The following is a 24,707-nucleotide window of genomic DNA, read 5'->3' as shown; positions in this document are numbered from 1 at the left end:
CGTTCATCGGGTCTCTCCGCGGAGGCGGTCGCCCACCCAGCGGGCGAGGGCGAGGGGACTGAGGGCGGCGACCGGCATCCCGGCCGCGACGAGCTGCTGGGCGACCGGCACCGAGTAGCGCGGCGTGCCGGTGTCGTCCAGGGCGGCGCAGCCCATCAGATGCACCCCGGAGGAGGCGAGGGACCGTACCTCGCCGAGCAGTCCGCCCAGCGGGTAGCCCTCCTCGAAGTCGCTCACCACCACCACGAGCGTCCGGCTGGGCACGGTCACCAGGGACCGGGCGTGCGCCAGCCCGGCCGCGATGTGCGTACCGCCGCCGACCCGCACCTCCAGCAGCAGCGACAGCGGGTCGTCGACCCGGTCGGTCAGATCGATCACGTCGGTCGAGAACGCCAGGAAGTGCGTGGACAGGGTGGGCACCCCGCCCAGCACGGCCGCGGTCAGCGCCGACCAGACGACCGACGCCTCCATCGACCCGGACACGTCGACCACCAGGATCAGCCGCCAGTCCGCCTCCGTGCGGGAACGGGTGCTGAACACCGGCTTCTCCGGGACCACCACGGTCCGGCCGTCGGCCGTACGGTGCGTGGTCGCGAGGTTGGCGCGCAGGGTGCGCGGCAGATCCAGCCGGCCGCCGGGGCGACGGGTCGGGCGCGGCGTGGCCAGGCCGGTCAGCGCCGGACGCATCCGGGTGGCCAGCTCCTTCGCCAGCTCCTCGACCAGGCGGCGCACCAGCGGCCGCAGCTTGGCCAGTTGACTTTCCGGCATGCCCCCGGCGAGGGACAGCACGGAGGTCAGCAGATCGACCGAGGGACGCACCGCCGCCGGGTCCAGTTCGGCCAGCACATCGGTGCGGCCCTGGTCGGCGGCGCGCGCCAGGACCTCTTCGCGGACCTCGGCGCCGAACAGCGCGTCCAGTTCCTCGGCCCACTCGCGGGCGGTGGGGAAGGCGGCCTCCTGACCGCCGCCCGCGCCGCTCTCCCGGCTCAGGTCCGAGGAGCCCTCGCCGCGTCCGGCGCCGTACAGCTCGTCCAGCGCGTGCGCGTAACGCCGCGCACCGTCGGGCAGCTTCTCGCTCTCCCGCCCGAGCAGCAACCGCCAGCGGTCGGTGGGGGAGAGGGCCCGGGGTGCTTGTTCCGCACCCGCCGGGTCTTCGGCGCGATCGGGCTCGTCCGGTACGACGATCCCGGCGCCCCCGTCGGACCCCTCCGGTGCGCCCGTCGGCAGGCCGAGGGACGTCACCGCCGCCAGGCCCGCCGCGTCGGCCGCCGTCCACAGGGCGAGGAGTCCCGGTGAGGCGCCGAGCGACAGGTCGAGGCGGTCGCCCAGGCGCTCGGTGACGGTGTCGAGGAGCCGGCCGCGCCCGGCCGGGCTGAGCGTGTCGAAGCCGCCGCGCAGCGCGGGCAGCCGGTCCAGGAAGCCCTGGTCGGTGAGGGTGTCGATGCGGTCGAGCAGCGGGTCGAGCGCGGTCGGCGCCGACTGGAGCAGCGGCGCGGCACCGGTGAGCAGTCCCACGAGCCGGCGGGCCAGCGCGAGCCGTCCGTCGGGCCCGGTGGCGGTGTCGATCCAGCCGGCGGCCCGCGCGCCGAGCACCTCGGCGTCGTCCAGGTCGAGCAGCACCCGGGCGGCGAGCGCGGCGCCCTGGACGAGCGCGGAGCCGGTGCGCGCGAGGGCGCCCAGCGCGTCGTCCATCCGCAGGCCGAGCCGGTGGTCGCCGGCCCGTGACGCCAGCGCGATCAGCGCGGCCGCGTCCTCGGGCCGGTCGCTGCCCGCGAGGCCGGGCAGGGCGCGGACGGCCGTCTCCAGCAGATCGGCGGCCAGTTCGGCGGCCGTCCGCCGGCTGTCGTCCGTGGTGCCCCGCAGATGACCGCGGCGCAGCGCCTCCAACAGGTCGAGGGCTTCGAGGAGTTCGGGCAGGGTGGCGGCGGCCGGCAGGACGGCGGCGGCGTCGGCCAGCCGCTCGTCGACCAGCCCGGGCAGATCGCAGCGGGCGGCCGCGCGCAGGCCGGTGAGGACGAGCGCGCACGTGGGCCCGCCGTCCGCCGACTCACGGCGGAAGGTCTCGCGCAGGGTGCCCTCGGCGGCCAGGGCCGCGGTCACGCCCCGGATCCCGGCCAGGTCGAGGCGGACCGGGACGGCCGGGGTCCACGACAGCCGCCAGCGGGTGGTGAGCGCCGTGCCGTCGCCCGTGCCGGACACCTCCACGGCCTCGCCGTAGCCCGCGCCGCACACCGCGAGACGCTGGAGCAGGACCTCGCGCCGGCCGTCCAGCGCGGAGCGGAACGGGTCGAGCCGCAGTTCGCGCGCGGCGGGGTCGTCCGGTCCCGGCAGCCTGAGCGCGGTCAACTCGGCCTCCACGGACGGGCCGAGGCCCGAGCGGGGGGTGCCCGGCGCGATCCGGCCCCGGTCGGTGCCGACCAGGACCACTTCGAGCGCCCGCGCGAGGGCCCGGCCGCGGCCGAGCGGCTCGCCCTGGCCCATGACGGTGGTCAGCGCCTCCAGCACCTCGCCCCGCCCGGGGGCCGCGAGGCCGCGCACCCGGGCCAGGTCGCAGGCCATGCGCAGGGTCTCGGCGGCCTCGCCGGTGCCCGCGGTGTGCCCGGCCGCCCGCAGCTCCCGGCACACGTCGGTGATCGCCCGGGCCGCCGCGCCGTGCAGCAGTTCGGGGTCGCCGCCGGCCGTGAACACCGCCTGCTGCCAGCGCGGGTCGCGGATCCCGGCGGGGTAGCCGGAACGGGAGTCCAGCAGATCGAAGGAGTACGGGACGAGCGAGGTGACGACGGCCTGCTCGGCACCGGCCGCCGACACGGCCGGGGGCGCGCCCGCCGTCGTGCCCGCCGGATCCGGGACCGCGTCCGTGACGGTGCCCGCGCCCCCTGCCCCCGGCGTCAACGCCGGTGCGTGGAAGGCGCCGACGACCGCCGCGACCCGGCGCCCGCCCGTCGCGGCGTGCGCGATCGTGGCGCGCATGTGCCGCTCGCGGGCCAGGTCGACCGACGGCACCCCGCCCGCCGACTCGGCGTCACGGCGCAGCGCCCAGCCCACTCCGAGGGCGGCCCGCCGGATCGCCTCGGGCGGGCAGCCCGGCGCGAGCACCTCCACACAGCGGTCCCACAGATCGTCGCCGTCCCGCCCGGTCCCGGCGGCCGTGAGCGCGTCCGCGAAGGTGGGCGCGGGGAGCGCCGTCGGCTCCGCCTCGGCGAGGACGGTGCGCGTGTGTCCGGCGGGGTCGGGTCGGGTGTCGTCGGCGGGGACGGCACGCTCGCCGCCGTTCCACGCCGGGTCGGACATCGGCAGGTCGCAGCACATGACCTCCACCCCGCGCTCCCGCGCCCAGCGGACGGCGGCGAGTTCGGGGGAGAAGTCGGCGAACGGGTAGAAGCCGAGCCGCCCGCCCTCGCCCGCCCCGGCCAGCGCCACCGGCGCCAGCGTGCCGGGGGCGGCGAGATGGGTGAGCCACGGCTGGAAGTCGGCGGGCAGCTCCACGCACACGACCTCGGCGCCGGAGGCGTCGAGCAGGGCGGGGACCGCCGCGGCCAGCGCCGGGCTGTGGTGCCGTACCCCCAGCAGATACGGCGCCGCGGAGTCGGCGAGGGCCTCGACGGCCTCCCGCGGGTCCTGAGCGAGGGTCACCGGAGGTTCTCCCGCAGGTCCCAGAGACGGCGCCAGGTCGCCGAGCCGTCCTCGGCACGGCGGCGCACCGGGCCGTCCCAGTAGCCGAGCAGCCGCGCGTGATCGGCCGGGTCGTCCTTGCGGACCACGCCGAGCAGATGCCCGGGGACGAGGTCGAGGGCGTCCCCGCCGGGCAGATAGGCGGTGGCCACGCCGAGCGAGGTGGCGACCTGCACGGCCTCCGCGGTCGACATCACGGTGCCCGGACGCTCCACGTCCCAGCCCTCGGCGGAGCGGCCGGCCCGCAGATCGCGGAAGACGGTGACGAGCACGTCGAGGACCGCGTCGTCGACCCCGAAGGCCGCGCCCGCCCGCTCGACGGCCGCCGTCGCCTGGCGCCGGACCAGGGCGGTCTCGGCGTCGACGTCGGCGATCGGGTGCACCGTCTCGAAGTTGAAGCGGCGCTTGAGGGCGGCGGACATCTCCGAGACACCGCGGTCGCGCAGGTTGGCCGTGGCGATGACGGTGAACCCGGGCACGGCGGCCACCTGGGCGTCGTCGGTGCCGGACAGCTCGGGCACGCTGATCCGCCGGTCGGACAGGATCGACACCAGGGCGTCCTGCACCTCGGGCAGACAGCGGGTGATCTCCTCGACCCGGGCCACCCGGCCGGTGCGCATCGCGCTGAGCACCGGCGAGTCGACCAGCGCCTGCGGGGTCGGGCCCTGGGCGAGCAGCAGGGCGTAGTTCCAGCCGTAGCGCAGGGCGTCCTCGGTGGTGCCGGCGGTGCCCTGCACGGTGAGCGCGCTGGTGCCGCTGACGGCGGCCGACAGCAGCTCGGACAGCATCGACTTGGCGGTACCGGGCTCGCCGACGAGCAGCAGCCCGCGCTCACCGGCGAGGGTGACCACGCACCGCTCCACGAGGGCGCGTTCGCCGACGAACTTGGGGGCGATCACCAGCCGGTCGGGCAGCGTCTCGTGCGGCTTGGGCAGCTTCAGGGCCTCGCCGCCGCTGCCGCAGACGAAGGTGATCACGGCGCGCGGCGTGAGCCGCCAGCCGGGCGGGCGGGGCCCCTCGTCCTGGGCGGCGAGGAAGGCGAGTTCGGTGGCGTGGCGCTCTTCGGCGGGCAGGGTCTGCCGGGCCGGGATGGCCGTCGCCGTGTCGGTCGGAGGCATGGAGGTTCCTTGCTGGGTAGGTCGGTCTGTCGTGCTCAGGTTTGCCGGGCGGGTCGGTCTGTCGTGCTCAGGATGGTGGGGCGGCGGGGCCGGGCGATCACCGGGGTCCGGGCACCGGGACGAAGAGCCCGGTGCCCGTCGCCGCCCGGTGTCAGCGGCGCCGTCCGCCGCGTCGTACCTTCAGCTCCTCGAAGCGGGGCCCGTCGCCGTCCTGGACCCGCTGCCAGGCTCTGCGGTACAGCTCCGCCGCCGGTTCGGCCGGGACGATCACGCCGAACTGCGCGTGCTCACCGCTGAGCAGGCCGTCGTAGAGCGGCAGCTTCCACCGCTCCAGCGGGACGCGCGGCGCGCCGAGGTCGGCCCAGCCGCCGGGCAGGAAGAGGGAGCGTCCGGCCCGGGTGCGGCTGGCCTGCACCACGAGGTCGGTTGCGGCCAGTTCGGCGCGGGCGGCCTTGAGACGGGCCGGCTTCCATCCGGTCCACCGGGCCGTCGTCCGGTCGGTGGGGTCGGGCATGGCGAGCAGCATCAGATAGAGCGTGGCGGCGTCCTCGCCGATGCCGTGCTCCTTGGCCGCCAGGGTGACCAGGTCGGGCACGGAGCGGCTCGGGTCCTGCGGCCACCAGGTGCCGTCCTTGCCCCGCTCACCCGCCGCCGGGTCGCCGGGGTCGGCGAGCAGCGCGGCGAACCGGGGCGAGCGGGCGAGCCGCAGCGCCACCTCGGCCGGGTAGGGCCGCTGGTCGCCGGTGCGCGCCGCGGGCAGGTACGGGTCCTCACCGGCCTCGTCGAGCAGGTCGACCCGCAGGCCCGGGGCCGGCTGGTCGTCGTGCGTGGCGAGGATGAGGGCGCCGTACCGCTCGTAGCCGTGGCCGGCCTCGGTCGGGGCGCCGGCGGTCTTGCGGAACGCGGAGAGGCGGATGTACTCCCCGAGGTCCAGGACGAGTCCGGGGTGGGCCAGCCGGGTGCGCACGGCGGTGAGCGCGGGCGGCAGCGCGGCCCGGGCCGGGTCGCCGGCGGGCAGCCGGTGGGCGAGCCAGGCGGCGAGCCCGACCGAGCCGATCAGGATGTCCGCGGTGAACCCGACCGGGTTCTCCCCGACGGGACGCACCCGGTCGCCGGAGACCGCCCACTCCAGGTCCCGGGTGAGCCGGGGCTCACCGGCCGGGTGCAGCAGGGCCGGCAGCGCCTGCCGCACCTCCCACCGGGTGTGCCGGACGGCGCGCAGCGCGTCGCTGAGCAGCTCCTCGGGGACGGCCGTGCGCCGGCCCACCCTGCTGTTCCACACCTCGGCCGCCGCCGTCACGTCGGGGCCCTCGGTCCACAGCCGGGCGGGGTCGGCGGGCACCAGCGCGCCGACCACGGCGGCGCGGATGTCGCCGTCGACACCGCGCAGTTCGTCCTTGGCGACGGCGGCCGGGGCCACCTTCACGCCGAGGAGCGCGCGGGCCTCGGCGGTCAGGAACGTCCGCTCGTACTCGTCGACCCGGGGCAGACCGGCCACGAGCAGCCGGGCCATGGTGTCGGTGACGCCGGTGAGCCGGGCGAACTCCTCGGCGGCCGCCGGGAACCAGGGCGCCGGTCCGCGGGCGGCCAGCTCCGCGAGGACCGCCGCGGCCCGGTCCGCCCCGGCGCTCTCGCCGAGCGGCGCCGACTCCAGGACCGTGTAGGGGTCCGGCGTCTCGAACCGTCCGGCCGGGTCGTGGTGGATGCCGGTGAACACACAGCCGTCGTCGTGGGTCGAACGGCGGCCGGTGACGGCGAGGAAGGCACCGCCGCCCAGCGGCAGCAGCCCGGTCCACGCGCCCTCGCGCCACTCGCCCGCCGGGGTGCGCAGCGCACTCGCCGCCAGCCGCACGACCACCCTGCGCCAGTGCCCGGACGCGGCGGCCGTCGACAGACCCAGCGCGTCGAACCGGGCGAGCAGGGTGCGCAGGACCTCGCGGTGCTCCTCCGGGGTGGTGCCGGCCGCCGCGCGGAACGCCAGGGCGGTGACCCGGTCGAACAGCGTGTCCAGGTCCGGGTTCCCGGACGGCAGCGCGGGCCCGTCCAGGTGCAGCGCGGCGGTCCGCTCCGCCGGCACGGCGGCCCCGTCGAGCCCGGCGGCCCGGGTCAGGACGCGCAGGGAGCGGAAGACGGTGTCGGCCTCCTCGTCGCGGTTCCACCAGTAGCCGCGCGGCGAGTACAGCCCGCTGATCGCGTCCAGCAGCAGGACGTCGGGCGGACCGGCCGGGCCCTCCTCCTCCAGGCCGCCGTCGAGCGCCCGGGTCAGCCGGGCGGCCACCTGGTCCAGCACGGCCTGCTGGCCCGCCGCGTGCCGCACCACTCCGGCGATGCCCGCGACGAGCGCGTCGTGGGTGACGGGCAGCAGGGCGCGGATCGCCGTCGGCAGCGCCTTCTCGTCCTCCAGCGCGCCGGCCGCCAGCAGGGCCGCCGACGTCTCCCGGTCGATGGTGCGCAGCGCCACCGAACCCTGCGGGTCACGGGGCGTCAGATGCTCCCAGTACTGCGTCGGGGGCAGCAGCAGCGTGCCCTCGCCGAAGATGCCGGGGGTGCGGTCCGTCTTGGCCCACGAGGTGACGATGCCGTCGGGGTCGACCAGGTCGAGCTGCCAGGCCCCGCGGACGACGGCACGCGGCCGGTCGTCGCCGGGGAACACCACCAGCGCGGCAGGCCAGTTCATGTACCGGGGCAGGGTCACCGAGCGGCCGGCGAGGTCCTCGGTGCGCCGGGAGCCGTCGGGCAGCGTCACCCGGCGCAGCCCGACCAGACCGTCCACCGGCGCGGCGGCGGGCCCGGGGCCGGACGCCGGCGCGGGGCGCAGCCGGCCGCCCTCGAAGACACTGCCCGCGGGCGCGCCGCGCAGCGCGTCGGCCAGGAACGCGGGCAGGCTCGCCCGGCCGGTCTCCCCGGTCGCCGGGTCGTACTCGAACCAGCCGTACGTCCCGTCGTCGGCGGACCGCCACACCCAGTGCGCGACGCCGTCGGAGATGATCGCGCGCTCCTCGGGCAGCGTGGTGTCCCCGGCGTACAGGACACGGGCGCCGGTGGTCCGGCCGCCGCCGGGCAGCGGCAGGGTGACCGGAAGGTCGCCCCGGTACCAGTCCATCTCGGTGCCCCGCGTGGTGCCCGGGCCCTCGATGGTCTGGATGCGGTCGGCGCGGGTGTGCCAGTAGCCGCGCAGGCCGTCGCCGCGGCTGCGCCAGTAGACGAGCAGTTCGCCGTCCACATGATGGAAACCGGGGTCGCCCCACCGCTCGTCGGCGGGGATCCGCAGGTCGTGGGTGAGGACCGTGCCCTCGGCGCCGATCACCCGGGCCTGCGCGGCGCCCGCCACGATGAGGTGGGGCCAGGCGTCGGCGACGATCACGTCCTCGACGTCGTTCCTCGGGACGAGCGTGGCCGTCGCGTCCTCCCAGGCGGGCCAGCCCAGTTCGTCGAAGAGACCGGCCCGCAGGGTGCGCGCCAGCACCGGCGCGAGGTCGGTGGCGGCGGCCGCGCGGACCTCGTCCTCCGCCAGCGCCAGCGCCTCGGCGGGCAGCCACTTCAGCCGGCTCAGCGCGTCCGGGAGCTGGGGCAGGCCGACGGCCGTGAACCGCCGCACCACCCGGCGCACCCACTCGGTGAGCAGCGGCCGCCCGCCCGGCGACACCGCCAGCAGCCGGATCGCCCGCAGCGTGTGCTCGTTGTCCGAGAACTGCTCGGCGCCGCGCAGGAACGCGTCGTGGAAGCGCGTGTCGGCCCCCAGCGACAGCAGCTCACGGTGCCCCTCGCCCGACGCCCACTGCACCAGCGGCAGATGCGCGCCCCGGCCCGGGTCGGCCACCGGCACGTCCAGCGACAGCAGCAGGTCGATCAGGTCGATGTCGTGCTCGACGCGCAACCCGCGCCCGGCGGCGGCGAGTTCCTCCCGCAGCCGGTCCGCGGCCCGCTCCACCAGCGGATACAGCTCCGCCATGCGGGTGGAGCCGCGCCAGGACCGCACCCGCTCCCGGAACGCCAGGAACCGCTCCAGCCAGCCCGCCGCGCCGTCCCGCGGCCGCTCCTCCTCCGGCAGCGAGCCGTCCCACAGCGCCGCCACGGCACCGGACGCCTCCAGGACGCCCAGCCACAGCGCGGGCATCTCGTCGTCGTGGCAGGACGGGATCAGGTCCAGCAGGGCGCCCCGCACCCGCGGCTCGCGCGCCGCCAGCCCCACCAGGGCCGCCCGGTGCCCCTTCCACCAGCCCGCCGCCGCGCGCAGCGTGGCCGGCAGCCCGAGCAGCTCGGCCAGATACTCCTGCTCCGTCAGATCCGCGTCCCGGCCCGCGGCCCGGGCCAGCCTGCGCAGGTCGGTCGCCATCTGCGCGGACGGCGGCAGACCGCCCGCCGTGCGGCGCAGGCACAGCCGGGTGAAGCGGCGCAGCGCCTCCTCGGCCGGCACCCGCGCGGCCAGCTCCTTCGCGTACCCCGACAGCACCTTCACCGGCAGCGCGCCGGCCAGCGCGAACTCCAGGAAGATGGCGTCCAGCCGCTCCTCCTCGACCACCAGACCGTGCTCCGCCTCGGCCTTGCGGGCCCGGGTGAACAACTGGGCCGCGTAGGTGGCGTTCTCCTCGGCGAGGAACACCCGCCCGGCCTGCTCGTAGAACGTCGGAAGGAAGTGCGGCACCGAGGCCGCGAGCCGGGCGCCCAGCTCCAGATAGGCGTCCAGGGCCGCCTTCGGCTTGGACTTGGCCTGCCGGGCCGCCCGCTCCAGATCGGGGACGACGCCCAACGCGTGCCGCCCGTCCCGCGGATGATGCACCAGCACCCACTCCGGGAAGCCCAGCGACTGACGCAGGCCGAGCCCCACCACGGCCGGCTCCGCGTCCGGCTCCAGGCCCAGATATCCGGCGGCCAGATCCTCCGCCGCGCCCAGCTCCCCGGCGACCAGCCGCACCACCACCCGGTCGTCGAGCCCCGGATGCCGGTACGAGCGCGTGGTCAGCGGCACCGCCCGCTCCCCGGCCCCCTCGGTGTCCGGCGGCAGCACCCCGCCCGCCGTCAGCAGCTCCTCGTACGACACCACGGTCCCCGGCACCCCGGTCCCCCCGCTCGACACCTCTGTCCCCCCGCTCATGCGTCCTTGCCCTCCTCGATCTCGCGCCCCGCGTACAGCGCCGCCGCCATCCGCATCCCCTCCGACCACGCCACCGGGCCCACCTCGCGCAGCGCGAGCGCCTGGCCCTCCTGGTCCTGCCAGGTGAGAGCACCGGTCTCCACCTGGTCGTCCCAGTACGGCTCCCCGATCCACACCGACGCCTCCACGGTCCGCCCGCCGTCCCGCACCCGGGCGGTGGCGTAGCCGCCGGAGACCCGGTAGCCCAGCGAGGAGGCGCGCGCGGCGAGCGCGAACCGGGAGCGGAACGACCCGCCGGCGAAGTCCCGCACCTCGGTGGCCTTCGGGGCCAGGTCGTCGGGCCGCCGCCAGGTCGCCCGGTGTATCTGCTCGACGCCCTGCACGATCCCCAGCTCGGCGGCGAACTCCCGCAGGTCGTCCAGGTCCGGCAGCAGCACCGGATGCGGCAGGGTCACCGTGCGCGGGGACAGCCGGACCGTCTCGCCGTCGAGGTTGACGATCCGCAGCTCGCCGGACTCGGTGGCGCCGCGCAGGAATCCGACCTCGTCCGGGTCGTCGCCGACCACCGCCAGATCGCGCAGCGCGCGCTGCCACGCCTCGTCCGGCCACACCCGGGCCAGCAGACCGGTGGGCACGGGCAGTGACGACACCATCCAGGCGTCGGTCTGCGCGACGCACGCCGTGGCGTGCCGGTCCAGCCACTCGGCGAACCGCCGCAGCCGGTCCACCTCCGGGTGGTCCTTCAGGGCGCGCGGCAGCGACTTCAACTGCCGCCCCGCCGCCCGGCCCGAGGTGGCGCGTGCCGCCACCCGCCCCTCCACCAGGGCGACTTCATACCCGTCACCCGCCGACAGCCAACCCACGAGCCACAGCCTTCCGCGTCAAGAGCACAAGAAGAAAGCACAGTTCAGCCGGGGGAATCCCGGCCCCAGTGCGACGATGGTCAAACGCTAGCGGCGGCCACTGACAATCGGTCCCGGGCCCCCCGGCCCGCGGCCCCCGCCACCCGCCTGCGGCCCCTTCCGGCCGCCGGGGACCGGCAACACGCGGGCGCGCGCGGGACGTCCCCTCCGGCGTACGGCAAGCCAATCCGAGGAGGCGGCCCGCCGCATCCGTAGATCTACGTAGGCGGGTACGTACTACCGGCCGGTCACCGCAGGTCGGGCGCGGCCCGCCGGGCGCGCTCACGCTCCGTGCGCTCCGTGCGCGCCGTGCGGCGCCGGCGGCGGAGCCGGTCGGCGAGCACCACGGCGAGCACGGACACCAGGGAGAGCAGACCCCCGGCGTACAGACCGGCGCGCGCGTCGAAGCGGGTGGTGAGCCAGCCGATGAGCACCGCCCCGACCGGCGTCGAACCCTGGAGGATCAGCGTGTACAGGGCCAGCACCCGGCCGCGGTAGCGCGGATCGCTGCCCAACTGCACCCGGTGGTTGGCGGCCTGCGAGAACACGATCGCGGCACAGCCGGTCGCGGCGAGCAGCACGGCCGCCGAGCCGTAGCCGGGAGCCCGCCCCGAGGCCGCCTCCAGGACGCCGAACACCACGGCCGCGCCCGCCACCAGCCGGGCCGACGGACGGGTCCTGCGCGCCGTGGTGGCGAGCGCGCCCGCCAGCGAGCCCAGCGCGAACGCCGTGGTCAGCAGCCCGAACGTGCCCGCGCTCGCATGGAACACGGTCTTGGCCAGCAGCGGCAGCGTGAGCGGGAAGTTCATCCCGAACAGCGCGACGAACGCCACCAGCGTCAGCGTCACGACCAGATCGGGCCGCCCCCGCACGTACCGCAGCCCGTCGGCGATCCGGCCGGGGGCGCCCGGCGCGACCGGCCGCAGCGCGGCGGGGTCCATGCGCCGCAGGGCCACCACGACGGCGACATGGCTCACGGCGTTGAGCAGCATCAGCGGCCCCACCCCGGCGACCGCGATCAGCAGACCGGCCGCCGCGGGACCCACCACCCGGGCCACGTTGAAGTAGGCGGCGCTCAACGCCGAGGCGTTCGGCAGCAGTTCGGGGCCGACCAGCTCGCCGACGAACGCCATCCGGGTGGGCACCTCCACCGCGTTGACCGTGCCCAGCCAGCAGCCGAACAGCAGCAGATGCCACAGCCGGGCCGCGTCCAGGGCCACCAGCACCCCGAGACCGAGCGCACCGGCCCCGGACGCCGCGTTGCACCAGGCCAGCAGGGGCCGTTTGGCATGGCGGTCGGCGAGCCGCCCGCCGTACAGGGTCAGCAGCAGCATCGGCGTGAACTGGGCGGCCGTCACCGCCGCCAGCGCCGTCCCCGGTGAGTCGGTGAGGGTCAGCACCAGCCAGTCCTGGCCGACGACCATCATCCAGGTGCCGGACACGGACAGCACCTGACCGGCCGCGAACAGCCGGAAGTTGCGCACCGACAGCGAGCGGAAGGCCGAGCTGAACGCGGTGTGGAAGGCCGAGCGGAAGGCGGTGCCCAGGACGCCCCGGGGCACGGTCAGGAGACCCGCGCCCCGGGCGGCGCCGCCTCGGCGCGCACCAGGCACTCCTCCAGGAACGCCAGGGCGCTCAGATGGTAGGAACGGGCCGCCCAGCCGAGGCTGATGTTGTGTCCGGCGTCCGCCCGCCGCTCGACGACCACGCGGGGCGCCGCCGTGAAGCGGGCCCGCAGACTCCGCAGCCGGGCGTCGTCGTGCCGCCACCAGCCCTCGTGCTCGGCGAAGGTGAAGCGCACCGGCACCCGGATCCGCGGCGCCGCGGTGTCCAGGACCCGCGGCCAGTCCTCCAGGTCCGCGAACTCCCGCGGCGGCACCGTCGCCACGAACGCCCCGCCCGCGACGAACGTCCCCGGCGGATACAGCCGCAGCGGACCCCAGTTGCGGCGCCGCCGCTCGGGACCGTCCAGGTCCGACACCGCGCCCGGCGGCACGGCGTACTCGTGGCCGCAGCCCGACACGTCCAGCCCCAGCAGCCCCGGGACCCCGTCGTCCGCCGCCGCGGTCAGCGCCACCTTGCCGCCGAACGAGTGAGCGAGCAGGAACGTGCCCGCCCCGGTGCCGTGCCGGGCGGCGAAGTCCGCGAGCGCGGCCCGCACGGTCCGGGTCTGCTCCGCCAGCCGCTGCCCGTCCGGCACGGCCGACGCCGACCGCCCGTATCCCGGCCGGTCCAGCGCGAGGACCGTGTAGCCCAGCCGGGGGCCGAGGGCCAGCAGCGACAGCCGGGGATCGGCCCGCGCGTGGAAGTACGCGGCGTTCATCCCGCTGCCGTGCAGGGCGACGACCGCGGCCCGCGGCGCGCCGTCCGCGGGCTCGGCGAGCAGCGCCGACAGCCGTACTCCCGCGCCCTCCAGGGCGATCCTGCGCGGGGCCCCGGCCCCGGTCCTGGCGTCCTGGGCCGTACTCGACGGGGCCATGCTCTCCTCCTCGGACGACGGCTCGGGCGCGAGCTCCGCGCACCACCCCCGGGTTCTGCCCCGCAGGTCAGCACCATCGTCGGCACAAGCCCGTCATACGTCACCTCGGCACACGTGATCTCGGCGTGCGGGCCCACTGGAGCGGGCGCAGACTGACCGGGTGAGCCGAACTCATGCACAAGGCGACGGCAGCGCACCGGGCGCCGGACGCGCGGGCAATCAGTCGGTGGCGCTCGCGGCGATGATGTTCGCGGTGGCGATGACCTTCATCGACCAGACGATCGTGTCCATCGCGGCCCCCGACATCGTCTCGGAACTCGGACTGTCCGGCTCGGGCATGCAATGGGTGATCAACGCCTATCTGCTGTCCCTGGCCGCCTTCTTCGCCCTCGGCGGACGCCTCGCCGACCTGCTGGGGCCCCGCCGCATCGTCATCGTGGGCACGCTGGTCTTCGTGATCTCCTCGGTGCTGTGCGGCTGCGTCCCCAAGGGCGACGCCGCGCTGACCTGGCTGATCATCTTCCGGGCGACCCAGGGTCTCGGCGCGGCGATGCTCTTCCCGGCCGCGCTCGCCGTGGTCGTGGCGGTGTTCCCCGTCGAACGGCGGGGCCGGGCACTGGCCCTGTTCTTCGGCCTCACCGGCGCCCTCACCGCGCTGGGCCCGCTGCTCGGCGGCTGGCTGACGTCGTGGACCTGGCGGGCGATCTTCTGGGTCAACGTGCCGGTCGCGATCATCGCGCTGATCCTCACCGCCGTCGCCCACATCTCCGACCGGCGGCGCCCGGAGTCCCTCGACGTCAAGGGCGCGGTCCTCATCGCCGTCGGCATGGGCGCCAGCGTGCTCGGCTTCCAGCAGGCGTCCGCCTGGGGCTGGGACAGCGTGGCCACCTGGGCCTGCATCGTGGGCGGCCTCGCCGTGCTGTACGTGTTCTGCCGCTACGAACTGCGCACCCGGCACCCGCTGGTCAACCTCGCGGTGTTCCGCGACCGCGCCTTCACCGTGGACTCGCTGGTGCTGTTCTTCGCGATGCTGGCGTTCGTCCCCCTGTTCTTCTTCGCCTCGGTGTACGCCCAGGTCTCGCTGAGCGCCTCGCCCAACCAGGCGGCCCTGTACCTGCTGTACTTCTTCGTGGGGTTCGCGATCGCCTCCCAGTGGGGCGGCCGGATCCTCGACAAGCGGGGCGCCCGCCCGGCGATGAAGACCGGCTGTGTGGTCGGGGCCGTCGGCTTCGCGCTGTGGGCCGGCAAGCTCACCGACCTGTCCATGCACGACCAGTGGCCCTACGCGGCGCTGGCCGGCGCGGGCATCGGCTTCATCCTCGCGCCCGCCTCGACGGACGCCGTCAACCGCGCCATCGACGCCTCGTACGGCGAGGTCACCGGCATCACCCAGACCGTCCGCAACTACGCGGCGAGCGTCGGCATGGCCGTCTTCGGCACGATGCTGACGCACACCATGACGGACAAGGTGGTGGACACACTCCAGGAGCGCGGGGTGTCCTCGGCGACGGCGAACTCGGTGGCCAGGGACGTGACCGAGGCGGTCACCGGGAACGCGGACGCCCGTACCCCGACCGGCGACAGCCCGGCCGCGACGGCGATGCGCGACGCGATGTCCTCGATCCGGATGGACTTCGCCGAGGCCAACCAGTGGGTGTTCTATGGCATGGCGATCGCCCTCGGCATCGGTTTCCTGTGCGCGTTGCGCCATCCGGGCGGCGCGGGGACGCAGACGGCGGCGGACGAGAGCGCGAACGCGCCCGCACCGCAGGCACCGTCACCGTCGCCCGCACCCACCTCACCCACTTCACCCAAGGGATAGCCCGCTCGGCGAATCGCCTCCCTCGTGGGACAGCCGCATCCGCGGCACCCGGTCCCGCCCGCCGTCGGTGCGGTGCGCGTCCTCGCTCCCGCCGGGTGCCGCCGTGAGGACGAGGATCTCGTCCTCGGCGCCCCACACCCGCCGTTCGTCCTTGCGGGGGCAGAGCCGAAGTCCCCCGCTACGGCCGGCGCCGTGCGCGCGGTACCCGATCGCGCACGCGCCCCGCTCCAGGGCCGCCGCGACCACCGTGGCGAAGGACGCCTCACGGCCGGGCGTCACATGGTCCCCGGCCGGACACAGCGCGAGCGCGCCGCCCCGGGCGGCGAACAACTCCTCGAACACCGCGGCCAGTTCCGGGCCGTGCGCGATCTGCGCCATCAGCAGCGCGGTGAGTTCACCCCGGACGACCGCGTCGGACGCCGGGCCCAGCGGCGCCAGCGCCCGGCTGCGGTGCTCGCACAGCTCCGCCACCACCGGCAGCGCCCGGCCCGTCTCCTCCTCCAGCGACCGCAGCACCAGCAGGGTCAGCAGGGTGCGGTCGTCGGGCCGTTCGGCACCGGCCTCCGGATCCGGCGCGAGGACCAGGACACGGTCGTAACCGAACACGTCGAGGCCGCGCAGCGTCTCCTCCCGGACCGGGTCTCCGGGGCGGAACACGACATCGAGGCGGTCCGTGCCGTCCGGGCCCGTCGTGGGCCGCGCGCCGCCGTTCGGCCCGGTGACCACGTCCAGGCGGGACCCCGGACCGACGGTGCGGCGCAGCAGGTCGACCACGAGCGGCGCCCGCCGGTTCCAGCCGAGCACCAGCACCCGCGACGGCTCCGGCGCCTCCGGCCCGCCCGCCGCCATGGCCGTGGGGTCGACGGCCGGACGGCAGTCGACGGGCACGGCGGAGGCGGCGGTCACCGCGTCCCGGGCGACGACCACGAGCCGGTCCCCGGCCGCGAGTACTGTGTCCGGCGCCGGGGCGAGCAGCGCACGGCCGTCCGCGGTCAGGAACCCGACGACGCAGGACGCCTCGAAGCACAGCGCGATCCCACCGAAATCCTGTCCCACCAGGTGGTCCGGCGCGTCCACCACATGGAACTCGGCCCCTGCGAAGTCCAGCAGGTCGCGCAGCGCCGCCGGCAGCCCGGGGCGCCGCGCCGCCTGCACCAGCAGCCGCGCCGTCGTCACCTCGGTCTCCAGCACCGTCCCCAGCGGTCCGGCCGCCAGCCGCGCGGCCGGCAGATGCCGCTCGTCGCGCACCGCCGCCACCACCGGCGGCCCGGTCCGCGCCCCGAGCGCGGCCCGCAGCGCCAGCAGGGTCCGTACGACCTCCAGGTCGGCGTCGGCCCCCTCGGCCGGCAGCACCAGCACCGAGGCCGCCGCGGCCGGGGTGACCAGCGCGAGCGCCGCCGGATCCGTCAGCGAGCCGGTACGGCAGACCAGCCGGACCCCGGGAGCGGTCCCCGGCGCGGGCGCGAGCGCCGTCTGCATCTCGGCGGTGTCCCGGTCGGCGAGCACCGCCACCACGCCCCCGCCCTCCTCGGCCCGCGCGGCGATCAGCTCGCCGACCACCGTGAACACCTGGTCCGACCAGCCGAGCACCACCGCGTGACCGCGCTCCAGGACCGTCGAACGGCCCCGGCGCAACTCCGTCAGCCGGTCGCCCAGACCCGTGGTGATCACCCCGACCAGCGTCGACACGCACAGCAGGGTGATCAGCCCGAGCAGCACCGACAGCAGCATCCGCAGCGGCGCGCCCGTCACCCCGCCCAGCCGCAGCGTCTCCGCGCTGGTGCGCCACACGGCCGTGAGCCGCCCGGACAGGGAGCGCGGCGCGGCGGGGTCCGTCCACACCAGCAGGGCGCTCACCGGGACGACGACCGCCAGACAGCACAGGGCCAGCCAGCCGAGCAGCGCGCCCGTGCTGCGCGCGAGCGTCCTGTCGAACAGGTAGCGCGCCCGGTCCCGTAACGACGTCGGCCGCTGCCGCTGTGCCACACCTGCCCCCTGAGTCCGCCGCCCGCTTCCGCGGTTCCCGGAGACGAAGCGTGCGGTCTGCCGTCCGGCGACACGCCGTCCCACCGGGTCATTCATCCTTTCGGGAACATGCCGCCGGGGCGGCGCCCGGCGCACGTCAGTCGGTCAGGAGTACGGCCAGGTCGCCCGGTCTCGGGGTCGGGGTGTCGGTTCGGGTGACGGGGAGGAGGAGGCCGTCGTCGCGGATCAGGAACAGGAGGCGGTGGGGGGCCGGGAAGGGGACGTCGCCTTCGAGTCGGTGTGTCACGACCCGGGCGCCCTCGGTGTGGCGGCGGGTCAGTTCGGGGCCGGTCAGGTCGGGGGTGAAGAGGACCCGGCCGCTCGCGTAGGGCGCGATCACGCCCTGGCTTCCGGCGGGCGGTCCCAGCCGGTGGACCGTGCCTTCGACGGTCCCCTCCAGATTGGTGGCCGCCAGCGCGTTGAAGTCGTCCTCGCCGGTCAGGAGCAGCACGTCGGTCAGGCCCTCGAGTTCCGCCCCGGCGCCGGTGGCCGCGGCGAAGAGTTCCCCCGGCGCCAGCGGGATCCCGGCGGCGCGGATCGCCGTACGCTCCTCCTCCCGCCCCGCCCACATCATCACGTCGAGCCCCGCCGAACGCAGCGCCCGCCCCAGGTCCACCACCCACGGATCCCCGCCCACCAGCAGCGGCCGGGACCGCGCCGACCGCAGCACGCCCAGCCGCCGCGCCACCGGCGCCGCGCTCAGCCCGTACAGCGTGACGGTGGCGACGATCACCACGAACACCGCCGGCAGGATCCTCGCCGCCCCGGCCACCCCCTTGTCCACCAGCGGCGCGGAGAACGTCGAGGCGGTGGCCGCGGCCACGATCCCGCGCGGGGCCATCCACCCGATGAACCCCCGTTCCCCGGCCGGCAGATCCGTCCCGAGCGTCGACGCGGCCGCGATCAGCGGCCGGACCACCAGGACCAGGAACGCCACCAGCCCCAGCGCGGGCAGCACCACGTGCCGCAGGGACTGCGGGGTGACGGTGGCCGAGATGGAGACGAACAGCAGACCGATGATCAGATTCACCAGGGTCTCGAAGAACGGCCGCCGCGCGGAGACGCCCGACCCCGGCAGGTTCGCCACCGCCAGCCCCATCAGAACGGCGGCGATGAGCCCGGTGTCGTCCCGGACGACGTCGCAGCCGGCCGCCACCGCGACGACCGCCGCGAGCTGCACGGTACTGCCCAGCACCTCACCGAGCCGCAGCCGGCGCAGCGCCGCCGTGACCACGACCGTCCCGACGACCCCGCCCACCACACCCACCGCCGCGCTCACCGCGAAGTGGCCGAGCTGGCTCCCCACCCCGGCGCGCTGACCGGCCGAGACGGCGTGGAAGACCAGCGCGCCCAGGACGGCGCCCACCGGATCGATCAGCGACCCCTCCCAGACGAGGATCCGCTGCAACCGTTCGGTGGGCCGGACGAAGGCGAGCAGCGGACCGACGACCGTGGGCCCGGACACCACCAGGATCGCCGCGAGCATCACGGCCGCCCCCTCGGACATCCCGAGCAGCGGCCGGGCCACGAGGGTCGCGCAGACCAGGGTGACCAGCGTCCCGAGCCAGATCAGCCGCACCACGACCCGCCGGGTGTGCGCCCGGAACCGTTCCAGGTCGAGGCCCAGTCCGGCGTCGTAGAGGATCACCGCCACGGCCAGCGAGACCAGCGGGGAGAAGGCGTCGCCGAGCAGCCGCTCGGGGTTGACCGCGTCGGTGAGGGCACCGGCGGTGAACCCGACGGGGAGCAGGACGATCAGCGCCGGGATCCGCAGCCGGCTCGCGAGGACCTGGCTGCCGGCCGCCAGCGCGACGATCAGGCCGAGGCCCCAGAACACCTGGTCTTCCGTCACAGCGATGCCTCCCGCCCGCCGGCACGGCCGCCCCTTCATTAACCCGGTGGGCCCCGGCACCGGCAACTCGGCGTGCGCCGTGTCATGGCCCCGCCCGAGTCGCAGGGAGACACCCCCGGGGCTACGTTGGTGGACGGGCCGAACGCCCCGTGCCCGGCGGGACCGGAGCACGCTCCGAGGATCGGGGGCAGGCATTGACCGACGCGCGGTACCACGACGTCGTCACGACGGACCCACCCGGCCGCTGCGTCACCGTCGCCGCCGCCTGATCACACGGCAGCCGGCCCGGCCCGTGCGCCACGCCGGGCCCCGTGGAGACCCGCACCCCCCGAAACCGCTCATCTGAGAGTTGTGTGTTTCACATGGGCGGGTGGGCTTGAAAAGCGGCGTTCTGGTGACTCGGCAGTCCCGAGACGTCCCGAACAGGCAGCGGGCAGCCTTCCGTATCGCCCCGAGGAGTGACCGTGAGCGTTCGTATCGGAGTGGAGGAGGAGTTCCACGTCCTGGAGGTGGAGAGCGGGCTGCTCGTGCCACGCGCCGACCCCATCCTGCGACGACTGCCCCGGCGTACCTTCACCACCGAGCTGCACCGTTCCACGGTGGAGTCCAACAGCGAGGTGCACACCTCCCTGGACGACCTCCACACCGACCTCGTCACCACCAGACGGCGCCTCGACGCGGCCGCCGCCTCGCTGGGGCTCGCCGTGGTCGCCGCCGGCACCGCCCCGCTCGCCCCCGCCGTCGCCCCGCACCCCACCGAGGGCGCGCGCTACCGCCACATGGTCGAGGACTACCGCACGGTCGCCGACGAACAGCTCATCTGCGGCGCCCAGGTCCACGTGGACGTGCCCGACCGCGACACCGCCGTACGGATCATGTGCGCGATCTCGCCCTGGGTGCCCGTCCTGCTCGCCCTCTCCGCCAGCTCGCCGTTCTGGCAGGGCACCGACACCGGCTACGCGAGCTGGCGCACCCTGCTGTGGCAGCGCTGGCCCACCGCCGGCCCGGCCGGCTGCTTCGCGAGTGCCGACGAGTACGACGCCATGGTGAGCGACCTGGTGCGGACCGGCACCATCAGCGACGCCGGGATGATCTACTACGACCTCCGCCCGTCCGACCACCTGAAGACCCTCGAACTGCGCGTCTGCGACTCCTGCCCGCGCGCCGAGACCGTCGTGCTCGTCGCCGGACTGTTCCGCGCCCTGGTGACCGACGCCCGCGACCGCCTCGACCACCGGCGCGCCCACGGCGGCGCCCCCGAGTGCGACGGCCGGCACGAATGGCTGCGCGGCGCCTCCTGGCGGGCCGCCCGCGCCGGACTCGAAGGCAACCTGGTGGACCCCGAGACCCACCGGGAGGCACCCGCGGCCCAGGTCGTGCGCACGCTGCTCGCGCGGCTGCGCCCCGCCCTGGAGGCGCACGGCGACCTGGAGACCGTCCGCGCGCTGGCCGAGGCGGCCCTCGCCGACGGCAGCGCGGCCCGCCGCATCCGCCGTACGGCACAGGACGAGGACCTGCTCGCCTGTGTCGACATGCTGATCGCCGAGACCCGCGGGGAACGCGCGCCCCGCGGCACGGCCGGCATGCGCACCGATACCCCCCGTGAGAACCTTCCCGCCGCCGACGTGACGGGCCCCGCCCCGTCCGTACGGCCGCTGACCCGCAGGTGAATGACATGGACACCCACGATCCGTCCCCCCACTCACACGATCCGTCCGGCCACTCCCACGACCCGTCCCTCCACCGCGACCCCACGTCCCCCGCTGCCGACCGTGAGGGAGGCGCCCCGTCATGTGCGGTCTGAGCGGGGAGATCCGCTTCGACGGTCACCGTCCCGACCTCGCCGCCGTCGAGCGCATGAGCGAACGGCTCGCCGAACGCGGACCCGACGACGGGGGCATCTGGACCCACGGCGCGGCGGCCCTCGGACACCGGCGACTGAAGATCATCGACCTGTCGGACCTCGGGGCGCAGCCCATGACCGACGCGCAGGCCGGCCTCACCGCCGTCTTCAACGGCTGCGTCTACAACTACCGGGAACTGCGCGAGGAACTGCGCGGCCTGGGCCACCGCTTCATGTCCACCTCCGACACCGAGGTGGTGCTCAAGGCGTACCGCCAGTGGGGCACCGCCTGCGTCGAGCGCTTCTACGGCATGTTCGCCTTCGCCCTCGTCGAGCACCGCTCCGGACGGGTCGTGCTCGGCCGGGACCGGCTCGGCATCAAGCCCCTGTACCTGGCCCGCACCCCGGACCGGCTCCGCTTCGCCTCCTCCCTGCCCGCGCTGCTCGCCAGCGGTGACGTGGACACCTCCCTCGACCCGGTCGCCGTCCACCAGTACCTGAGCTGGCACGCCACCGTCGCCGCCCCGCGCACCGTCCTCAACGGCGTCCGCAAGCTCCCGCCGGCCACCGTGCGCGTCGTGGAACCCGACGGCACCCACCGCGACCACGTCTACTGGCAGCCGTCGTACACCCGCCGGGCCGAGGACGCGGACATGACCGCCGCCGACTGGAGCGACGCCCTGCTCGACGCGCTGCGCACCGCCGTACGCCGCCGCATGGTCTCCGACGTCCCCGTCGGCGTGCTGCTCTCCGGCGGCCTCGACTCCAGCCTGATCGTCGCGCTGCTGGCCCAGGAGGGGCAGCGGGACCTGATGACGTTCAGCGTCGGATTCGAGTCCGAGGCCGGGGAGGACGGCGACGAGTTCCCCTACTCCGACCTGGTGGCCCGCGAGTTCGGCACCGACCACCACCGGCTGATGGTCCCCTCCGACCGGGTCTCCACCGCGCTCGACGGCGCCGTCGCCGCGATGAGCGAGCCCATGACCAGCCATGACGCGGTCGCCTTCTATCTGCTGTCCGAGCAGGTGTCCAAGGAGGTGAAGGTCGTCCAGAGCGGGCAGGGCGCCGACGAGGTCCTCGCCGGCTACCACTGGTACCCGCGGCTCGCCGAGGCCGCCCGCCCGGACGCCGCCGAACGGTACGCCGACACCTACTTCGACCGGCCGCACGCCGACCTCGCCGACGTCCTCGAACCCGGCATGCTGGCCGACGACGACGTCTCCGGCCGTTTCGTCCGCGAGCACATGGCGGTCCCCGGCGCCGAGACCGCCCTGGACGCGGCCCTGCGCCTGGACACGCACGTGATGCTCGTCGACGACCCGGTCAAACGCGTCGACAACATGACCATGGCGTGGGGGCTGGAGGCCCGCGTGCCGTTCCTCGACCACGAACTCGTCGAACTGGCCGCGGCCTGCCCGCCCGGACTCAAACTGGCCGACGGCGGCAAGGGCGTCCTGAAGACGGCGGGGCGCCGGCTGCTGCCCCGTGACGTCGTGGACCGCCCCAAGGGCTACTTCCCGGTCCCCGCCATCCGGCACATGGCGGGACCCGTCCTGAAACGGGTGCGCGAGGCGCTGGAGGCGCCCGAGGCCAGGCACCGCGGCCTCTTCCGGGAGCCGTACGTCTCCCGGCTCCTGGAGGCACCCGACGAGCACCGCACCAGACGGGGAGCGAACGCGCTGTGGCAGGTAGCGTTGCTGGAGATATGGCTTCAGACGCACGGGATCACGTGACGACCGGCGAACGGAGCACACCGCCGCCCCCGGCCGGGGCGGTGACCACCGTGCCGGGCGCCCCGGGCCGGGCGGCGGGAGACGGCCGCGCCGCACCGGCACCCGTGCCCGTCGCCCTGCCGGTGACCAGCGGTCCGCGCGACGCCGTGACCCGGCTGCACGCCCACGGCTGCTGGTACCCCTCCGCCGACCCCGACGGCACCGAGGCCGCCTTCATCTGCGACCGCGGCGGAGTGCCCCAGCTCTGGGCCGGGCCGGTGGACGGCGGCGAGGCACGGCTGCTCGACTCCGCCCCGGACCCCGTCAAAGAGGTCTCCTGGTCGCCGGACGGCCGCTGGATCGCCTACACCACCGCGCCCGGCGGCGGCGAGCACACGCGCGTGCTGTGCGTACGGCCCGACGGCTCCGGCCGCCGCGTCCTCGCCGGAGCCGACCCCGACAGCACCGCCCACCTGGGCTGCTGGGCGCACGACGGCTCGGCCGTCGCCGTCACCCTCACCGCACCGGCCGCCGACGCCACCCCTGCCTCGCACTGGGGGGACCGGGACGGCCGCGCCACCCTCCTCGGCGGCACCCCGTACACCGGCTCGCCCCCGACCGGCGGGACCGTGACCGTGGTCGAGGAACTGACCCCGCCCGTCCCCTCCTCGGTCCGTTCCGACGGCGGCCTGTCGGCGTATCTGATCGACCCCGACGGCCTGGCGTCCCCCGTCCTGCTCGCCACCGAGACCCACGCCGCGACCCTGCGCGTGTGCGACATCAGCCACGACGGCGCGCTCGTGCTGCTGCGCCGGGGCCCGCGCGGACGCCGCGAGGCGGTCGTCCGGCGCACCGCCGACGCGGCGACGACCTGCACCGTGCCGGTCGCCGACGGCGACCCGTGGATCGGACGCTTCTCACCCGACGGCCGGACCCTGTGGCTGCGCAGCGACGACGACCGCGAGTACGCCGCCCTCCTCGCCGTCACCCTCGACGCCGAAGGACGCTCGCCCGGCCGCACCGTCGTCGCCGAACGGCCGGACGGCGACCTCGACCTCCTCGCGCTCTCCCACGACGGCCGTACGGCGGCCCTGTCCTGGAACGCGCGCGGCGCCAGCGAACTGGAACTCGTCGAGACCCTCCCCACCCGCCCCCCGCACGGCCCTCTGCCCACGACACCCGTCCCGCTGCCCCACGAGGTCGTCACCCGAGTGACGGTCACCGGACCGCGCCACCTGCTGCCGGCCCTGTCCGGCTCCCAGCGCCGCCCCGGCGTCTGGTCGGTGACGGAGGGCGTCACCCTGCTGCGCACCCGCTGGTCCTCCCGCGACGAGGACGCCGTCCCGCCCGGCCGCCCGCCCGTACGCCCCGTCCTCCTCCGGCTCACCGCACGCGACGGACTGCCCCTGAGCGGCTGGTACTACCGCGCGCCCGGCCGCGCCCCGGGCGAACCGGCGCCCTGCGTGATCCATCTGCACGGCGGGCCCGAGGAACAGGAACGCCCCGTCTTCAACCCGCTCTACCACGAGCTGACCGGCCGCGGCCTCGACGTCTTCGCCCCCGACGTCCGCGGCTCCTCCGGCCACGGCAGGAGCTTCGTCGACGCCGACCTCGGCACCGGCCGGTTCGCCGCCCTCGACGACGTCGCCGACTGCGCGGCGCACACCGTCCCCGCGGGCCCCGCCGACCCGACCCGCCTCGCCGTCATGGGCCGCTCCTACGGCGGCTACCTCACCTTCGCCTCCCTGGTCCGGCACCCGGACCTGTTCCGCACCGGCGTCGCCGTCTGCGGCATGTCCGACTTCGCGACCTTCTTCGCCGGCACGGAACCCTGGCTCGCGGAGTCCGCCGCCCACAAGTACGGCCACCCCGACCACGACCGCGACCTGCTGCGCGAACTCTCCCCGATGACCCGCATCGACGCCCTGCGCGTCCCCGTGCTCGCGGTCCACGGCGAACACGACACCAACGTCCCCCCGGCGGAATCCGAACAGTTCGTCCGAGCCGCCCGCGACCGCGGCCTCCCGGCCCGACTCCTCACCCTCCGCGACGAAGGCCACGACTTCCTCCGCGCCGACAACCGCCGCCTGTACCGCCGAACAGCGGCAGACTGGCTCCAACGCCATTTGACGGCCTGACGGGCCTGTTCGACCCGGGGGTCGGTTGCTCTCCGCCTGGAGCCGTACC

Annotated in this window: 12 protein-coding genes; 4 read left to right on the top strand and 8 right to left on the bottom strand. The window is 75.6% G+C overall.

The annotated features are described in order from the left end of the window. Positions 1-3 precede the first annotated feature (3 nt). The 6 genes from AFM16_RS05860 to AFM16_RS05835 all read right to left on the bottom strand — a co-directional run bounded on the left by AFM16_RS05860 (position 4) and on the right by AFM16_RS05835 (position 13,266). Positions 4-3,633: a vWA domain-containing protein gene (locus tag AFM16_RS05860; RefSeq protein WP_078632660.1), complete on the bottom strand. Its 3,630-nt coding sequence runs from the start codon at positions 3,631-3,633 to the stop codon at positions 4-6. After that, positions 3,630-4,790 carry an ATP-binding protein gene (locus AFM16_RS05855; RefSeq protein WP_078632659.1) on the bottom strand — a complete coding sequence of 387 codons (1,161 nt, stop codon included), beginning with the start codon at positions 4,788-4,790 and terminating at the stop codon, positions 3,630-3,632. The genes AFM16_RS05860 and AFM16_RS05855 overlap by 4 nt, the downstream gene beginning before the upstream one ends. 151 nt (positions 4,791-4,941) lie before the next feature. Continuing rightward, positions 4,942-9,885: a DNA-binding protein gene (locus AFM16_RS05850; protein ID WP_245177651.1), complete on the bottom strand. Its 4,944-nt coding sequence runs from the start codon at positions 9,883-9,885 to the stop codon at positions 4,942-4,944. Continuing rightward, positions 9,882-10,748, bottom strand: coding sequence for a DUF4132 domain-containing protein (locus AFM16_RS05845; protein WP_078632658.1), 867 nt, complete (start codon positions 10,746-10,748; stop codon positions 9,882-9,884). Before AFM16_RS05845 ends, AFM16_RS05850 begins: the two co-directional genes overlap by 4 nt. Positions 10,749-11,035: 287 nt before the next feature. Continuing rightward, positions 11,036-12,400, bottom strand: a complete 1,365-nt coding sequence (locus AFM16_RS05840; RefSeq protein ID WP_370628021.1) for an MFS transporter — start codon at positions 12,398-12,400, stop codon at positions 11,036-11,038. After that, positions 12,352-13,266, bottom strand: a complete 915-nt coding sequence (locus AFM16_RS05835) for an alpha/beta fold hydrolase (protein WP_078632657.1) — start codon at positions 13,264-13,266, stop codon at positions 12,352-12,354. Before AFM16_RS05835 ends, AFM16_RS05840 begins: the two co-directional genes overlap by 49 nt. 241 nt (positions 13,267-13,507) lie before the next feature. Here AFM16_RS05835 and AFM16_RS05830 point away from each other — a divergent pair, with 241 nt between their 5' ends. Then, on the top strand, positions 13,508-15,088 hold the full coding sequence (locus AFM16_RS05830; protein ID WP_051780501.1) for an MFS transporter: 1,581 nt from the start codon (positions 13,508-13,510) through the stop codon (positions 15,086-15,088). On the opposite strand, the gene AFM16_RS05825 is transcribed toward AFM16_RS05830, so the two are convergent. Both AFM16_RS05825 and AFM16_RS05820 read right to left on the bottom strand, forming a co-directional pair. Beyond that, complete coding sequence (locus AFM16_RS05825) at positions 15,074-17,074, bottom strand: CASTOR/POLLUX-related putative ion channel (RefSeq protein ID WP_245177650.1); 2,001 nt, start codon at positions 17,072-17,074, stop codon at positions 15,074-15,076. The two genes, AFM16_RS05830 and AFM16_RS05825, sit on opposite strands and share 15 nt — an antisense overlap. 136 nt (positions 17,075-17,210) lie before the next feature. Next, the gene (locus AFM16_RS05820) at positions 17,211-18,965 is read right to left on the bottom strand and encodes a cation:proton antiporter (RefSeq protein ID WP_078632655.1); all 1,755 of its coding nucleotides are present in this window, start codon (positions 18,963-18,965) and stop codon (positions 17,211-17,213) included. 464 nt (positions 18,966-19,429) lie between these two features. Between AFM16_RS05820 and AFM16_RS05815 the strand changes: the two genes are divergently transcribed. The 3 genes from AFM16_RS05815 (at position 19,430) to AFM16_RS05805 (ending at position 24,658) form a co-directional block, all read left to right on the top strand. Further along, positions 19,430-20,635, top strand: a complete 1,206-nt coding sequence (locus tag AFM16_RS05815) for a carboxylate-amine ligase (RefSeq protein WP_078632654.1) — start codon at positions 19,430-19,432, stop codon at positions 20,633-20,635. 121 nt (positions 20,636-20,756) lie between these two features. Next, entirely contained in the window at positions 20,757-22,541 is a 1,785-nt protein-coding gene (locus tag AFM16_RS05810) for an N-acetylglutaminylglutamine amidotransferase (RefSeq protein WP_078632653.1), read from the top strand. Next, positions 22,514-24,658, top strand: a complete 2,145-nt coding sequence (locus AFM16_RS05805; RefSeq protein ID WP_078632652.1) for a S9 family peptidase — start codon at positions 22,514-22,516, stop codon at positions 24,656-24,658. The genes AFM16_RS05810 and AFM16_RS05805 overlap by 28 nt, the downstream gene beginning before the upstream one ends. The last annotated feature ends 49 nt before the right edge of the window (positions 24,659-24,707 follow it).

The sequence above is a fragment of the Streptomyces antibioticus genome, assembly GCF_002019855.1.
In the GTDB taxonomy this organism is placed as follows: domain Bacteria; phylum Actinomycetota; class Actinomycetes; order Streptomycetales; family Streptomycetaceae; genus Streptomyces; species Streptomyces antibioticus_B.
This window is presented reverse-complemented; position numbering and strand designations above follow the sequence as displayed.